Source organism: Methylocystis echinoides, from assembly GCF_040687965.1.
GTDB classification, from domain to species: Bacteria; Pseudomonadota; Alphaproteobacteria; order Rhizobiales; family Beijerinckiaceae; genus Methylocystis; species Methylocystis echinoides_A.
Genome location: NZ_CP156086.1, coordinates 89,437 through 105,235, shown reverse-complemented (window position 1 = coordinate 105,235; position 15,799 = coordinate 89,437). Strand labels below are relative to the sequence as shown.

The 15,799-nt window shown below is 66.6% G+C and carries 13 protein-coding genes; 9 read left to right on the top strand and 4 right to left on the bottom strand.

The genetic code is table 11. The annotated features are described in order from the left end of the window. Positions 1-60 precede the first annotated feature (60 nt). The 5 genes from RVU70_RS20615 (at position 61) to RVU70_RS20595 (ending at position 8,047) form a co-directional block, all read left to right on the top strand. Positions 61-423 carry a DUF2384 domain-containing protein gene (locus RVU70_RS20615; RefSeq protein ID WP_363351972.1) on the top strand — a complete coding sequence of 121 codons (363 nt, stop codon included), beginning with the start codon at positions 61-63 and terminating at the stop codon, positions 421-423. Beyond that, entirely contained in the window at positions 420-953 is a 534-nt protein-coding gene (locus tag RVU70_RS20610) for an RES domain-containing protein (protein WP_363351970.1), read from the top strand. The genes RVU70_RS20615 and RVU70_RS20610 overlap by 4 nt, the downstream gene beginning before the upstream one ends. 141 nt (positions 954-1,094) lie before the next feature. Next, a complete protein-coding gene (locus RVU70_RS20605; protein WP_363351968.1) occupies positions 1,095-3,383 on the top strand; it encodes a tetratricopeptide repeat protein in 2,289 nt (762 codons plus the stop codon). A 114-nt stretch (positions 3,384-3,497) separates the two neighbouring features. Further along, positions 3,498-5,222, top strand: coding sequence for an outer membrane beta-barrel protein (locus tag RVU70_RS20600; RefSeq protein ID WP_363351966.1), 1,725 nt, complete (start codon positions 3,498-3,500; stop codon positions 5,220-5,222). Positions 5,223-5,455: 233 nt separating this feature from the next. Then, a complete protein-coding gene (locus tag RVU70_RS20595; RefSeq protein WP_363351964.1) occupies positions 5,456-8,047 on the top strand; it encodes an arylsulfatase in 2,592 nt (863 codons plus the stop codon). Positions 8,048-8,123: 76 nt separating this feature from the next. Here the strand turns inward: RVU70_RS20595 and RVU70_RS20590 are convergent, their stop codons facing one another. Beyond that, on the bottom strand, positions 8,124-9,695 hold the full coding sequence (locus RVU70_RS20590) for a Na/Pi symporter (RefSeq protein ID WP_363351962.1): 1,572 nt from the start codon (positions 9,693-9,695) through the stop codon (positions 8,124-8,126). Between the two features lie 202 nt (positions 9,696-9,897). On the opposite strand from RVU70_RS20590, the gene RVU70_RS20585 reads away from it, so the two are divergent. The 4 genes from RVU70_RS20585 (at position 9,898) to RVU70_RS20570 (ending at position 12,908) form a co-directional block, all read left to right on the top strand. Further along, entirely contained in the window at positions 9,898-10,167 is a 270-nt protein-coding gene (locus RVU70_RS20585; RefSeq protein WP_363351960.1) for a hypothetical protein, read from the top strand. A gap of 133 nt (positions 10,168-10,300) precedes the next feature. Continuing rightward, entirely contained in the window at positions 10,301-12,100 is a 1,800-nt protein-coding gene (locus RVU70_RS20580) for a family 1 glycosylhydrolase (RefSeq protein ID WP_363351958.1), read from the top strand. Further along, complete coding sequence (locus RVU70_RS20575; RefSeq protein WP_363351956.1) at positions 12,093-12,611, top strand: hypothetical protein; 519 nt, start codon at positions 12,093-12,095, stop codon at positions 12,609-12,611. Before RVU70_RS20580 ends, RVU70_RS20575 begins: the two co-directional genes overlap by 8 nt. A gap of 78 nt (positions 12,612-12,689) precedes the next feature. After that, positions 12,690-12,908, top strand: a complete 219-nt coding sequence (locus tag RVU70_RS20570) for an alkylphosphonate utilization protein (protein ID WP_363351954.1) — start codon at positions 12,690-12,692, stop codon at positions 12,906-12,908. A gap of 22 nt (positions 12,909-12,930) precedes the next feature. On the opposite strand, the gene RVU70_RS20565 is transcribed toward RVU70_RS20570, so the two are convergent. From RVU70_RS20565 to RVU70_RS20555, 3 genes are all read right to left on the bottom strand, one after another. Next, positions 12,931-13,749 (bottom strand): ROK family protein, encoded by an 819-nt coding sequence (locus tag RVU70_RS20565; RefSeq protein WP_363351952.1) that lies wholly within the window; start codon positions 13,747-13,749, stop codon positions 12,931-12,933. 191 nt (positions 13,750-13,940) lie between these two features. Further along, complete coding sequence (locus RVU70_RS20560) at positions 13,941-14,627, bottom strand: SMC-Scp complex subunit ScpB (RefSeq protein ID WP_363351950.1); 687 nt, start codon at positions 14,625-14,627, stop codon at positions 13,941-13,943. Further along, positions 14,624-15,706 carry a DUF1403 family protein gene (locus RVU70_RS20555; RefSeq protein WP_363351948.1) on the bottom strand — a complete coding sequence of 361 codons (1,083 nt, stop codon included), beginning with the start codon at positions 15,704-15,706 and terminating at the stop codon, positions 14,624-14,626. Before RVU70_RS20555 ends, RVU70_RS20560 begins: the two co-directional genes overlap by 4 nt. Positions 15,707-15,799: the final 93 nt, after the last annotated feature.

The following is a 15,799-nucleotide window of genomic DNA, read 5'->3' as shown; positions in this document are numbered from 1 at the left end:
TGAAACTGTGCGTGCTTCGAGCATATATTGCCCAAAGCACGCACAACCCCGGATCACGGCATGCTCAGCGCTTTTCTCGACCAGGTGACCGACCGGCGCGGCGGCTTCATCTCGCCGCAGCGCGTGAGCGAGGCGCTTCATGTGCCCCTCGCCAAAATCGCGCGGCTCGCCAAAGTCCATCGCAACACGCTCGCGCAGCACCCGGAATCGCCGGTCGTTCAGGCGCGGCTCGGCGACCTCGCGCGCATCATAACGGCCGCGACCGAGCTTCTGGGCGGCGAGCAGGGTCGCGCGATCGTCTGGTTCAAGCACCAGCCTCTGGCGGGCTTCGACGGGCGAACGGCCGAGGAGCTGGTCGCGGCCGGCCACAGCGACGCCGTCCTGGCCCATCTCGATCTGCTGCGCGAGGGCTCCTACGCGTGACCGCAAAGCGCGTGCCGACGATCGCCGTCGCACGCCGCTACTGGCGCATGCTGGCGCCGAAATGGGCGCATGATCCCTTGAGCGGCGCGGGCGCCGCCCTGCGCGGCGACCGCTTCAATCCGCCCGGGACGCCGGCTCTCTACATGTCGGAGGAGTTCTCGACGGCCGTCGCCGAATATGAGCAGGATCTCGGCATCCGGCCCGGGACACTCTGCGCTTACGACGTTCGCTGCGACCGGATCGTCGACCTCGGCGACCCTGAGACGCGCCGCGCGCTCGGGGTGGACGACGCGGTCTTGCGCGGACCCTGGCAACAGATCGCCTTCGTGGAAAAGCGCGAGCCGCCCACCTGGTCCCTCGTGGCGCGGCTGCGCGCCGCCCATGTGGCGGGCGTTCGCGCGCCCTCGGCGCAGGCGCCGGGCTTCAATCTCGTGCTGTGGACGTGGAACGTCGACGGCGCGGCGCGGGTCGTGGCGCTCGATCCGCTCCGCGACCTCCCGACCGATCAGTCCTCGTGGAAATCGCCGTGAGCGGTTGACGTCGAAGCGATCCCGGCTCCGCGTCCTTCGTGGCCTCCCGGACGAGATGCGGTAAGTTTGCGCGTCTTCGCGCCAACAGGGCCGGCTTTTGCGGCGGCTCCTCGCGTCGTCGCGCAGGGAAGGATTTTCATCTTGCTGCTTGTTCTGAGGCTCTGGGCGATGATTGCGCTTATCGTCGGGTTCGGCCCCGCCGCGGTCGCGCAGCCACAGGAAGCGCGCTTCGTCGGCTCGGCCGCCTGCGCCTCCTGTCATGCAAGCGCGTATCAGAGCTGGCAAGGCTCGCAGCATCGCGCCGCCATGCAGGAGCCGGACGAGACGACGGTTCTGGGCCGCTTCGACGGCTCGTCCTTCCGCAAGGGCGAGAACGCGACGGTCTTTCTCAAGAGGGACGGCAAATTCATCATTCGCGCCGACGGAGCGGACGGCCAAGCGGGCGATTTCCCGGTCAGATATGTCTTCGGACTCTATCCGCTTCAGCAATATCTCATCGAGGGGCCCGGCGGACGCCTGCAAGCCTTTACGATCGCCTGGGACAGCCGTCCGGCGGAGCGGGGCGGACAGCGCTGGTTCGATCTTTATCCCGCCGCCGGGACCGCGCCCGGCGACCCGCTGCATTGGACCGGCCTGGATCAAAACTGGAATTACCAATGCGCCTGGTGTCACGCCACCAATCTGCGCAAGAACTACGATCAGGCGTCGCAGATCTTTTCGACGACATTTTCAGAGATCGGCGTCGGCTGCGAATCCTGTCACGGCCCGGCGTCCCTGCATTTGGACTGGGCGGCGCATCCCTCGGCGTCGCAGACGGATCATGGCTTCGCCTTCCGTTTCGACCAGCGCGCCGGAGTCGCTTGGAAAGCGAGCGGCGGCGCGACGGCGACGCGTTCGGGTCCGCCGCCGAGCGACAAGGAGGCGCTCGCCTGCGCCGGATGCCACGCGCGCCGCCAGCAATTTTCCGACGACCCGGTCGCGGCCGCGCGCTTTTACGACGCTTTTCGTCCCGCAACGCTCGACGCCGGCCTTTATTATCCCGACGGCCAGCAGCGCGAGGAGGTTTATAATTTCGCCTCCTTCCTGCAGAGCCGCATGTATGCGGCGGGCGTGACATGCGCGGACTGCCACGATCCGCACGCCGGCAAGACGCGGCTCGCGGGGAATGCGCTGTGCGGCCAATGTCACGACCCGGGGACGTTCGACGGCGCGGCGCATCACCATCACGCGCCGGGATCGGCCGGAGCGCAATGCGTCGATTGCCACATGCCGACGACGACCTACATGGGCGTCGACGCGCGCCATGACCACTCGATGCGCATCCCGCGTCCCGACCGCTCGGCGACTCTGGCCGCGCCGAACGCCTGCAGCCAATGCCATGGCGCGAAGACGGCGGCATGGGCCGCCGAGACGCTGACGCGATGGCGAATGGACGGCAAGCCGGGCTTCCAGACATTCGCCGAAGCGTTCGACCTTGCCGATCGTCAGGCGCCCGGCGCCGCGGACGCCCTGCTGCGCGTCATCGCGGACGAAAGCCAGTCCGCCGTCGCCCGCGCCAGCGCGCTGCAGCGTCTCGCTCTTGTTCCGCAACCGGCCGCAATCGAACGCGCCAGGCGCGCTCTCGCCGACAAGAGCCCGATCGTGCGGTCGTCGGCCGCGGCCGTCGTCGCCAACGCCGACGCGAGAACCCGCATCGAGGCGCTCGCGCCGCTCCTCGCCGACGAAACCCGCCTCGTGCGCATGGAGGCGGCGCGCGCGCTCGCCGGCGACGCCGAAGCGGCGTTGTCGGCGAAGGATCGGATGGCTTTCGAGAAGGCGCTCGGCGAATATGAGGCGGGGCAGGCGTTCAACGCCGAAAGGCCGGAATCGCAGGCCAATCTCGCCGCGTTGAATCTGGCGCGCGGCCGGCTCGAGGCGGCGCGGGACGCCTATGAACGGGCGCTCGCCCTCGACAAGACCTTCGCGCCCGCGGCCATTGCGCTCGCCGAAATGGCGCGTGCGCAGGGCGATGAGCGCAGCGCGGAGGAGACGCTGCAAAAATCCCTGGCGCTAAACCCCGATTCCGGACCGCTCGCGCATGCGCTGGGGCTGAGCCTCATTCGACAAAAGCGCCTCACGGAGGCGCTCGAGAGCCTCGAGAAGGCGGTCAGCCTGTCCCCGGAGGATGCGCGCTTTGCTTATGTCTACGGCGTGGCGCTGCATGACGCGGGCGCGCCAGAGAAAGCCCGCGACGTTCTGCTGCGCGCGCTCCAGCGCCATGCGTTCGACCGCGACATTCTCATGGCGCTCGCGTCCTATGAAATAGAAAGAGGCGATTACGCCGCCGCCTCGCCACACGCCGAAACCCTCTCGCAACTCGAACCGCAGGACGCCTCGGTTCGCAACCTTGCGGCGTTTCTGCGCGCGATGCGCGAGGGCGCGCGCAAATAGGTGTATCTGGCCGGCAACGTCCGGCGAAATTCGAGCGCGGCCGCCAGGGAAACGCCTCAGCTGCGCTCACGTTCTGCTATAGTCGCGACAGGCTGCTCCAATTGTCGCGGACATATGTCGAACTATTCGGATTTTCGGACAAGGGCGGCGTTTCTCGCTTCCCTCTCGCTGGCGTCGCCGGCTCTTGGCGCCGACCTGCCGGCGAAAGCCGCTCCTGCGCCGCCGCCCGCGTTCACCTGGACGGGACTCTATGTCGGCTTCAATGCGGGCTACACATGGACGGCAAGCAAGCCGATAACGATTTCGACGATCAATCTCTTCGACGCGTCGGCCGCCCGGTTCGGCGCCGCCTCGGCGGCGGGCGCAACGGGCGTGATCGGCGCGCGGCTCGACGCTTTCTTCTTTGGCGGCCAGATCGGCTATAATTGGCAATTCGCCGAGCGTTTGATCGCCGGCGTCGAGGCCGACATTCAAGGCGCCGGCGTGCGCGGCGGCGGCGGCCAGCTCCGCGTCGACCAGGCCCCGGGCGGTTACGCCGGGACGAGTCTCAAGCTCGATCGGCAACTCGAATTTCTGGGCACGGCGCGCGGCCGTCTCGGCTATGCCGTGACCCCGACCCTCATGGCCTATGTGACGGGCGGCCTCGCCTATGGCGGCGCCAATCTCTCAGGCGCGGTGTCGCAGAATCTGCAGCCGGGACTCCTGCTCTCCGATACGGTGCGCGGCGACCGTTTCAATATTCTCACTGGCTGGACGGTCGGCGCCGGCGCGGAAATGGCGCTCGGCCACAACCTCTCGGGAAAGCTCGAATATCTTTATTATGAGCTGGGTCGACTCTGGCTGTCGAACCCCTCGCTGCATCATGACGACCCCCTCACCCGCGCCGTGGTCGTCCTGGACGCCACGGGCGTCAACACGCGCTATAACGGCCATGTTCTGCGCCTGGGTCTGAATTACCGCTTCGACTCCACCATGCCGGAGGCGACTTCTTCGGCGACGCCGCTTTTCGCCGCGCCGAAATTCGAATCCGTCGAGCGGGGGCGTTATGGAGAGTGGAATTTCCTCCTGCTGCCGTATTTCTGGGCGATCAATCTCAATGGCGCGATGACCCTTGCAAACCAGACGCTTGCAACGAACGCGACCTTCATCGACGCGCTCACGCGGAGCTCGTCCTTCCCCTTGGCGTTCATGGGCCGCGCCGAGGCCGAGAACGGCCCGTTCTGGGCCTACGGCGACATTGTCTGGGCGCAGATGCGCTTTGGCGGCTCCGCCCTCTCCCTGCGCTCGCCGATCGCTGATCTGTCGGTCTCGGCGAGCGTCAGCGGACGCATGAAAATGACGCTCGGCATTGGCGAGGCCGGCATGGGCTATGAGCTCGCGCGCTGGAGATTGATGAACGCGCCGGCGTCCTTTACCTCGATCGGCGCCTACGCCGGCCTTCGCTATGTCAACATGTCCGTAAAGCTCGACGTCGACGGCGTCGCGGGCGCAAATTTAGCTCAGCTCGGCGTCCAGCAGATTGGTCTGAAGAGCACTGTCCAGACGGGCGCGCTCTGGTGGATGGACCCGGTCGTCGGCCTGCGCCTGCGCCATGCTTTTGCGCCGGGAAGCGCGTTCGAGATGCGCGGCGACATTGGCGGCTTCGGCGCCGGCAGCAAATTCAGCTGGCAGGCTTACGGCGGCTACAGCGCCGACGTCGACTATAAGGGCGCGCATTTCACGGGGCTCGTCGGCTACCGGGCTCTCGGCATGGATTTTTCCAAATGGGTGGACGGCAGGCAGAGCGGCATGAACGCGATCATTCATGGGCCCGTCGCCGGACTCGGCATGAAGTTCTGAACGGCGCGAGCGCGGTCGAAGAATGACGGCGAGGCGTCCGCCTTGCCGGACCGCGCGTCGACGCCGCTCCGCGCGCCTGTCCGACATTCCCTAGCAGCTTGTCGAAAAAGCATTTATGGTCAAGGCTCCAATGCAAGTTAGAGCGCGGCGCGCCGCCGGCTCCCGTCGATCGTTTCGTTTACGCCGAGGCGCAAATGGTCGGGTGCTGGGAAAAGCTCTCCAGGAGGCCATTCATGCAGCTCGTGTCCGCGCCCGAAAAGCGTTTCATCTTCCTCTTGTTGCGGCGGACGCTCGCGGCGCTGTCGATCGCCGCCTTGGCCGGTTTTCCCGCCCATGCGCAAAGCCGAAGCGGCGTCCCCCACGCGCAGCGGCGCGGTGCTGAATCCTCCGGCGGCGGCGTCATTGAGGGCGCGCCCGGCTCGCCGAGCGCGACGATCACGATCAAGGGCGACCAGCTGCCGGCGCCGCCATTCAAATTCGGCGGCAAGATCCAGAAGAACGCGGCGCAGTCGACGCCTTATTGGCCGCCGCGGATCGAACCGCCGAAGGGCGCGCCAAATGTGCTGTTGATCATGACCGATGATTCCGGCTTCGGCGTGCCGAGCACCTTTGGCGGCGTCGTCCCGACGCCTTCGCTCGACCGCATCGCCCAGAACGGACTGCGCTACACCAACTTCAATTCGACGGCGCTGTGCTCGCCGACGCGCGCGGCGCTGATCACGGGACGCAACCACCATTCCGTCGGCTTCGGCGTCGTCGCCGAACAGGCGACCGGCTATCCGGGCTACGACAGCATCATCCCCGACAACAAGGCGACGATCGGCCGAATTCTAAAGGAGAGCGGCTATCGCACCTCGTGGTTCGGCAAGGATCACAATACGCCGGCCTTTTACGCAAGCCAGGACGGCCCCTTCGATCAGTGGCCGACCGGCATGGGTTTCGACTATTTTTATGGTTTCGTCGGCGGCGACTCCAATCAATGGGCCCCGAATCTGTTCCGCAACACGACGCAGATCTATCCCTTCCTCGGCAAGCCCGGCTGGAACCTAACGACCGCCATGGCCGACGACGCCATCGCCTATCTCAACCGCATCAACGCGCTTGCCCCGGAACAGCCCTTCTTCCTCTATTACGTCCCCGGCGGGACGCACGCCCCGCATCATCCGACGCCGGAATGGGTCAAGAAGATCGGCGACCTGCATCTTTTCGACAAGGGCTGGAATGCGCTGCGCGACCAGATCTTCGAAAATCAAAAGAAGCTCGGCGTGATCCCTGAGACCGCGAAACTGACCGCCTGGCCGCACGATCTCCTCAAGAACTGGGACGAGCTGACCCCGGACGAAAAGAAACTCTACATCAAGCAGGCGGAAATCTTCGCCGCTTACGCCGCCTACACCGACCATGAGATCGGGCGCGTCATTCAGGCGGTCGACGACATGGGCAAGCTCGACAACACGCTGATCATCTACATCAACGGCGACAACGGAACGAGCGCCGAAGGCCAGCTTCACGGCACGCCGAACGAAGTCGCCATGTTCAACGGCGTGCAGGTCCCGGTCGAAGAGCAGCTCAAATATTTCTACGACAAATGGGGCACGGATCAGACCTATCCGCATATGGCGGTGGGCTGGGCCTGGGCCTTCGACACGCCCTTCTCCTGGACCAAGCAGATCGCCTCGCATTTTGGCGGGGTGCGGCAGGGCATGGCGATCTCCTGGCCCAAAGTCATCGCCGACAAGGGCGGCGTCCGCAATCAGTTCCACCACATGATCGACATTGCGCCGACCATCCTGGAGGCGACGCATATTGCGGAGCCGAAATCGGTCGACGGCGTCACGCAGAGTCCGATGGAGGGCGTCAGCCTGTTCTACACCTTCGACGCCAAGAACGCCGAAAGCCCCTCGCGGCACAAGACTCAATATTTCGAAATGCTCGGCGACCACGCCATCTATCACGACGGCTGGATCGCCAGCACCAAGGTCATGCGCCCGCCATGGGACGTGATGGGGAGGGTGAGCCAGGATCCCGCGAACTTCCCCTGGGAGCTCTACGACCTTAAGAACGACTGGACACAGTCCGACAACGTCGCCGCCAAGCATCCGGAGAAACTCAAGGAGCTCGAAAAACTATTCTGGCGGGAGGCCAGGAAATATCAGGTGCTGCCGCTCGACGCGACCGTCGCCACACGGCTGGTGACGCCGCGCCCGAGCCTGACTGCGGGCCGCACCGTCTTCACCTGGACGCAGCCGATGACCGGCACGCCGAACGGCAACGCCCCGTTCATCCTCGACGCCTCCTACACGATCAAGGCCGAAGTCGACATCCCGCAGGGCGGCGGCGACGGCATGCTGATCACCCAGGGCGGCCGCTTCGGCGGCTACGGCTTCTATCTCCTGAAAGGCAAGCCGGTCTTCACCTGGAACCTCGTCGATCTGAAGCGGCAACGCTGGGTCGGCGATCAGATCCCGCCGGGCAGACACACGATCGAATTCGACTTCAACTATGAGGGTCTCGGCCTCGCCACCCTGGCCTTCAACAATATTTCCGGCATCGGCCGCAGCGGCGTGGGCGTGCTGAAGGTCGATGGCGAGCTTGTGGCGGAAGCGAAGATGGAGCGCACCCTGCCGCTGATCCTGCAGTGGGACGAATCGCTCGACATCGGCTCCGACACGTTGACCGGCGTCGATGACGCCGACTATCAGCCGCCCTTCGCCTTCAACGGCAAGATCGAAAAGATCACGCTGACCGTCGACCGTCCCAAACTCACGCCAGCCGACGAAAAGATGCTGATGGAGGCGGATCGCAACAATAAGGCGAGCGAGTGAACGGTCTCTCTTAGCAAAGAGCCGCGCGCCCGCCTTCAACCGCAGATCGCGACCGTTTGCCCCGTGAGCCGCGCCGCTACTTGCCGGCCGCCGCATCCAGCGAGTCGATGATGCGCCACGCATGGTGGAGCGCCTTGTCGGCCCATTGCAGCGCGAGCAACACGTCGTTCGCGGCCGCCGCCGGCGTCTGTTGGCGCGCGACGGATTCGAGAATTTTTTCGCGCAGCGCCTTTCGCTCCGCCGACAATTGCGTCGAGGCGGCGTCGACGGCGTGCAGGACGGAACCGCTGACGACGTCCGACGGCGCCTTCTGCGCCTCGAGCCATGCGGCCAGCGCCTGCGCGCCTGCGTCGGCGGCCGTGGTCGACGTCGCTAGAGCCGTCGTCGCAGTCGCGTCGCCCAGGTCTTCATGCAGCCGCTTGAGGTGGTCGATGGCGTGACAGAGACGCACCAGGCGCGGCTCCATATCGGCGACGTCGAGAGTCTCCAACGACAGCGACTCAAGAAAATGATCGATGCGCCGCACGGACTCTTCAGGCGGTTGATAGGCGATCTGTTCGCCCGCGAGACGCCGGCCCGCGGCGTCGACGGCGCCGCGCGAAACCTCGAGCAGCGCCCGCCAGACCGCTTCCAGCGCAACCGGCCCGCCGGCTTCGGCGAGCGCCGGCTCCAAACGGCTGACGGCCGAGTCGTCGCCTTTGCCGGACAGATTGACGATGAAGCGCGCATAGGCGTCGAGCCAAGGGAAGAAGACGACGACGCCCATCAATTTGAACAGGCTGCTGAACGCCGCGACGGCGAGAACGCCGTCATAGTCGTCGAGGCCCGAGACGACCCAGGTCGCGGCCTTGGCGAGCGGCGACAGCAGCAGCATGCCGAGCACGCCGACGATGACGCTGAAGATGATATGCGCCAGGGCCGAACGCCGCACGGCGAGGCCGCCGCTCATCGCCCCGAGCGCCGCGCTCGTCGCCGCCGTGCCGATGCTTTGTCCGACCACCATGGCGCAGGCCTGGAGAAAGTTCAGGCTCCCCGCATGCAAGGCGACGAGGGTCGCCGCCGCGGCGGCGCTGGAGCTCTGCATGACGACCGTCATGACGAGACCCAATCCGGCCAGGAGCCATTTGGCCGCCCAGCCGTCGCCGACGAAGGAGTCGATGTTCCACTCGACGGCGCCCATGCCGGTCTGGAGATAATCCAGCCCGACGAAGATCAGCCCGAATCCCGCGAGGATGGCGCCGGCCGCGCGCCATCGGCCCTTGGCCGCGAGCCACAGAAAGGCGCCGACGCCGATGAGCGGCATCGCAAAGGAAGAGATTTGCACCCGGAATCCGAAGAAGGCCACCATCCAGGGCGTCGTCGTGGTGCCGAAGGTGGCCCCGATGAGCACGCCGATCGCCTGGGGAAAGCTCACGAGGCCAGCGCTGACGAAGCCAATGACGGTCAGCACCGTCGCGCTCGACGACTGAATGAGCGCCGTGAAAACCGCGCCGAACGCGACCGCGCTGAAACGACCGCGGACGAGGGTCTCCAGGGCTTTCCGGAGCGATTCTCCGGCGAGCCCTTTGAGACCTTCGGTGAGGTGATGAATCCCCAACAGGAACAGGCCGAGGCCGCCGAGGATCGTCATAGCGGAGGAAGCGTCCATTTCGAGCGACTCGCGTCTGCAAAAGAAAAAACCAACAGCTTTACTTTGACGAGTTTCGAGCGCGCCGACAAGATCACGCTGTGGCGGCCGGCGTCTTCTCGCGTTTTGCTCCGCAATCCCGTTCGCCGCCGCTCCCGCGGGGACGCGCCTTCGCGAATTTGTTATGGTCTTTGCGACGCGGCGCGAGCAGGAGAGAAAATCGATGGCGCCTCCCCAACCTGATCGGATCGAAGTCGTGCTCATGGCGGACGAAGCGCAGCCGCTGCGCTTTTGGGTTCAGTCCACCGCGCAATTGGCGCGCAAACTCGAATACGGCAGAGAGAAGTCGAGACAGATTCTCGCTGCGCTCGCCGTTGTGCTGGTTCTGGCGGTTTATTTGTTTCCGGCCGCAACCGTCATGCTCATCCTGCTGAGCCTGATCGTCATTTTTCCGTTGGCGCTCGTCGGCATGGCGGGTTTCTCCCGCGGCTAGCGTCGAGCCCTGCGGTGGCGGCGGCGCCGCGCCGGTCGGAACCTCACCAGCCATGCGGGGTTTCGAAAATGCGTTTTTCGAAGCGATGACGGCGGCTCGTTAGCGCAGCGGCGGGCGCAGGAGCAGGCGGGCGATGATTCGTCATGTCGCCTATCGCAAAGCAGTCCTCGCCGGCATGGCCGGAGCCATTGCGTGGGAGGTTGCGGCGCGCCCGCTCATCCTTGCCGGCGTCCCCTCCTTCGATATTGTGGGGACGCTCGGCACGCTGGCCTTCCCGCATGGCCGCGCCTGGGCCTGGTGGCCGGCGGGCATGTCCCTGCATCTGCTCGTCGGCGCGATCTGGGGCGTCTTTTACGCGTATTTTTTCTGGTCCGTCCTGGCGGCGCCGCCGGTTCTGCAAGGCTTGCTGTTCGCCTTTGTGCCGATGCCTCTGGCGCTCTTCATCATGCACCCGCAGTTCGAACTCATGCACCCGCTCGTCCGCAGCGGCGCCTTGCCTTATTCGGGCCTGTTCGGCGTTTCGGGCGGACTGCACGAGCCCGCAGCGATCATTGTCGGCCATCTCATCTGGGGCGCGGTTCTCGGTCTCGTCTATGTCAGGCCCGTCGGTTATGCGGCGGCGCGGGGAACGCGCCTCGCTGCCGGAGCGCATCGGCCGCATCGTCCCATCGCCTGCGCGCCCCAACCGGCCGAGGACCGTTTCATGTTCGCGACCGGCGTCGAATGCAGTTATCCGACGCTCGACGGCGGACGTTGGCGTTTGGACGAGATGGCCGCCTGCGGCCACTATCGCCACTGGCGCGCCGATCTCGCGCTCGTGCGCGATCTGGGCCTGCGCTATCTGCGCTACGGCCCGCCGCTGCACCTCGTGAACCAGCGTAGAGGCCAATACGACTGGGCCTTTCTCGACGAGGTCGCGGCCGAGATGCAGCGGCTCGGCGTCACGCCGATCATGGACCTCTGCCACTTCGGCCTGCCGGATTGGCTGGGAAACTTCCAGAATCCCGAAACGCCGCAGGCGCTCGCCGACTATGCGCGCGCCTTCGTCCGTCGTTATGACTGGGTGCGCTTCTACACGCCGGTCAACGAAATGTATGTGTGCGCGAGATTCAGCGCGCTCGAGGGCCTGTGGAACGAGCAATGCCGGGACGAGCGCGCCTTCGTCACCGCCATCCGGCATCTCGCCAAAGCCAGCGTGCTGATGATGCAGGAAATCGCGGCGGCGCGGCCCGATGCGGTGTTCGTCAACAGCGAGAGCGGCGAGTTTTTCCAGCCCTGCTGTCCCGATCGCAAGGTCCGCGACAAAGCCGATTTCGAGAACGAGCGACGCTTCCTCGCCCTCGATTTGCTCTACGCCCGCGGCGTTCGCGCCGACATGCGGGAGTATCTCCTGCAAAATGGCATGCCGGCCGAGGAATACGCATGGTTCATGCAGCAGGACGTCGGCGCGCGCGCCATCCTCGGCGTCGATTATTACGAATGGAACGAAAAGCTCATCGACGCGTCCGGCGACGCGCGGGCGCTCGGGGAGTTGTTTGGCTGGTTCGTCATCGCCCGTCAGTATTACGAGCGCTACCAGCGGCCCATGATGCACACTGAGACGAACCGCCTGGACGCGCGCGACGCCCCGCGCTGGTTGTGGCGGCAGTGGCACAATGTGCAGCTCATGCGCCAAAGCGGCGTGCCGATCGTCGGCTTCACCTGGTATTCGCTCACCGACCAGATCGACTGGGACATCGCGCTGCGCGAGCCTCTCGGAAACGTCAATCCGGTTGGGCTGTTCGATCTCAACCGCGATCCCCGCCTCGTCGGCCTGGCCTATCGGCATCTGATCAGCCTCTTCGAGTCCGACCTTCAGCAGGCGCCCGCCATCGAGACTGTGCTGAACGCGGCCCGGCTGACGACCGCGCCAGGGAAAAGGCGTCATGCTTAAGATCCTGCTCGCGCATGGACTCGACGCAGGTCCGACGCAGCGTCCCCTGCTGGCCGGCGCGGCGGCGAGCCTCGTCGCCGACGTTCCAGCCTTGTGGTTGCTGCATGCGTTCAAGTCGCTCGACGCCCTTGGCCGCGCCGCGAACTTCTCGATCGTCGCCGCAGCTCTCGGCTATATCGGCATGATGCTCTTTGGCGGCGTGCTGTATGGTTGGCTGTTTCAGCGGGCGGCGAACGACCCGCGCGGAGGCTGGCTCTTTGGAATGGCGTTCGGCTTCGTCTTGTGGATGCTCGGGCCCATCCCGCTCCTGCAATGGCTGCCGCCGCAGCCCATTCTGACCGGCTATCCCGCCGTTGGGCTTCTGCTCGGAATGCTGCTCTGGGGCTTGGTTCTCGGCGTCGCCTTTCCCGTCGTGCATCGTCCGATGCGTCCAACGCTGGACAAAGTCTCGGCCCCGCCTACGCCTTCCACAGGGCCGCAAGCCGCCTGCGCGCGTTTCAGGCCCCGGTGATCGTGTCGCGGCGATGTGTTCGTAGACTTGCCGTCGACGTCTCGCCATGCAACATGCCGACGCGACATTGGAGTAAAAATGACCGAGATCGTGAGAGACAGCAACGGAACGGAATTGAAGGACGGCGATTCCGTGACGGTGATAAAGGATCTGAAGGTGAAAGGGACCTCGACGGTCTTGAAGCGTGGCACGCTCATCAAGAATATTCGTCTGACCGGCGATCCGGCGGAGATCGAATGTCGCGCCGAGAAGATCAAGGATCTCGTGTTGAGGACGGAGTTCCTCAAGAAAGCGTGAAGTTGCGGCCAATCGTTCGGCGTCAGGTCAAACGCCCCCGCAAATGTGCGAGCCCGCCCCACAATCCGCCGAGATCGCCGAGCGCGGCGCGCACAATCTCGGGCAGCGCCGGATTCTTGTGCCGCAGGCGCTTCAATTGGACCTCGATGCGTTCGAGAGAAACGCCGACCTCTCCGATCATGGAGCCGCCGACGACGATCCTTTCGGGAGACCAGTAGGCGATCGTATTGTGAAGCCCCACTGCGACGATTTCCGCGAGCTCCGCCCACACTGGATGCTCCTTGCCCAGAGTAGCCGGCGGCGCGCCGAAGCGCGCTTCGATGGCGCGGCCTGAAACGAGATCCTCCAGCGTGCGCGCGCTCGCGCCGCAACCCAGAAGCTGCTCGCCGATTTCGAATCCGAAGGCGGCGCGGTCGAGCGCGCCGTCGACGAAGCGCGCGCCGTTCACGCCGGTGGAGACGGTGACATAGGCGACGATGGCGGCGCCCTTGCCGGCCCCGACCGTCGCCTCGCCGAGCCCGACCAGCGCCGTGTCGTTTTCCAGGATCACCGGCGCGCCCAGGGCCCTTTCCAGATCGTCGGCGAGCGCCGCTCCGTTCCAGCGCGGGAGATTTTGCGCATGGACGATTTGGCGCCTGTCCCGCGACAGAACGCCCGGCGCCCCCACCGCTACGCCGCCGAGCCTGCCGCCCGCAAGCTTTGTCACCGCCGCGACGAGCGCGTCGAGGCCTTGCGCATAATCGGGGGCCGTCGGGAAAATAGCGACGGGGCCGAGCGCGTCGAAATCATGGGCGCAGCCGATGCGCGTCTTGGTTCCGCCAATGTCGATCGTCACGAACATGGCCGTGCCCTCTGAAACGTCACGCCAGAATGGCGATGTAGAGCCCGCTCCCTGTCGCGACGACGGGGGCGACGGCGTCGGAGGGGCGCGGCGGGCGCGCGCATATCTTTGACGGCGGCGCGGGTCGAAAGCCGCAGCGGCGCGCTTTGAAAAACAGCGGCGACGGGCTGTCGCCTCACCTAAGGCCTCACCTAAAGGCTTGCGTCGTCTTGCGCGTCGTCGGCGCCCTCCTCGATCAGCCCGAGCGCGTCGTCGAGCGCGGCCTCGACGCTGTCCTCGACCTCTCCCGACGACGCGTCGTCCGCCGCCATGGCGTCGAGATCAGGGAGATCCCGCAGGCTCCCGAGCGCAAAGACTTCGAGGAAGCGCGGCGTCGTCACCCAGGCGATCGGCGCGCCGGGCTGCGGCGCGCGCGGGCCCGCCGCGATGACCCCTGTGTTTTTCAACCGGCCGAGAATGTCGCGGCTGATGTCGTGGCCGACGAGACGCGAGAGCCCGGCGCGGGTGATCGGCTGCTGATAGGCGATGGCCGAGAGCGCCAGCATTTCGAGCTTGGTGAAGGCCGGCGGCCCGGCGTCTCTTGCGCCGGCCAGCGCGCGCAGCGTCTCGGCGCAGCGCGGACGTGTGCGAAACTGAAAGCCGCCCGCGACGAAGACGATCTCGTACGGGCGCGCCTTCAGCTCGTCGTTGATGTCGGCGATGAGCGCGTCGAGCCGGCAGGCGTCGCCGACGATCCCGGCGAGCGTCTCGCGCGGCACGGGCTTGGGCGAGGCGAAGATCGCCGCCTCGGCGCGCATCATCCATTCGCGCCAGCGCATGCCCGCCGGCAGGTCGGGAAGGTCGCGGTCGAGACGGGCGGATGTCGCGGCGCGGCTCATAGGCCGTAAATCCTGAAGCTGTCGCGGCCGGTGAGTTCGCGCACGGCTTCGAGCGCGACGAGCCGGTCGAAGAGGCGCCGGGCGGCGCGATCGGAGAGGCCAGCGCGGGCCGCGGCGGCCGCGGGCGTGACGGCGTCGTCGGCCAGCAGCAGGTCGACGACGCGGCGCGCGCCCTTCGCCCGCAACGCCGGCGCGACGGCGAGAAGCTTTTGCGCCCGCCGCGCCAGATCGGCGGCAAGCGCATGGGCGTCGAGAAGCGCGAGGCCGTAACCCTGCGCGACGGCCGCCGGCCAATCATCGTCCAAGGGTCGCGGGCGCCGGCCCCCTGCCCCGCGCCGGAGCGCGGGATGGGCGACGACGGCGGCGAGCAAGGGGACGGGGCGCGCCCAGTCGAGACGGCGCGCCAAAACGAGATCGGCGACGAAGAGCGCGAAGATTTCCGCGTCGAGCGCCGAGGCGCCCGCGCAAAGCTTCAGGGCGGCGGCGCTGGCCTGGGCGGCGGCGGCGAGCGGCTCGGGCGCATCGGCCGCGCAGCCCTGCAAGGCCCTGGCGGCGCCGGCTGAGTCGATCTCCGGCAGGCCGAGCGCCGCGCCCGCCCGCGCCAGCGTCGCCGCGTCGAGCCCTGCGACGGGAGGGGCCGCACAGAGCCGAAACAGCCGATGCAGGCGCCCCGCCGGGCTGATCTGGCCGCCCATCGCCAGATGCTCGGCGTCGCGCAGGGCCAGCGCGTCCTCGCGCAATCGCGACAGCGTCGCGCAGCTCTCGGCGGCGCGCAGCGCCAGGCGCTGGCGCAGGCAGCCCGCGAAGGCGGGCTCGGCGGCGTCGTTTGCGCCGCTCGACGCTTCGGCCCCGTAGGCGCCGCGCAGGATCTGATCGAAGAGGGCGAGGGCCGCGCCGGCGAAAAACGACGCCGCGTCGCGATCCGCGCCGGAACGCCGCGCCCAATGCGGGAGCGGGGGAATGGATGCGCCCTTCCCAGCCGCCGGCTCCGCCCCTCGGCGGGCGCGGGCGGCGCGCCGGTGAGGCGCGTCGACAGCGGCGGGCGGGTCGCGCGCGGGGAGCGAATCAAGGACGTACACGATCGAAATCCTAGCCGACGGCGGCGCTTTGTCACGGCGTTCGACGCGCTATCCGCCGGCCTTTTCCCACAGCACGCCAAAAAGACGCGCGGG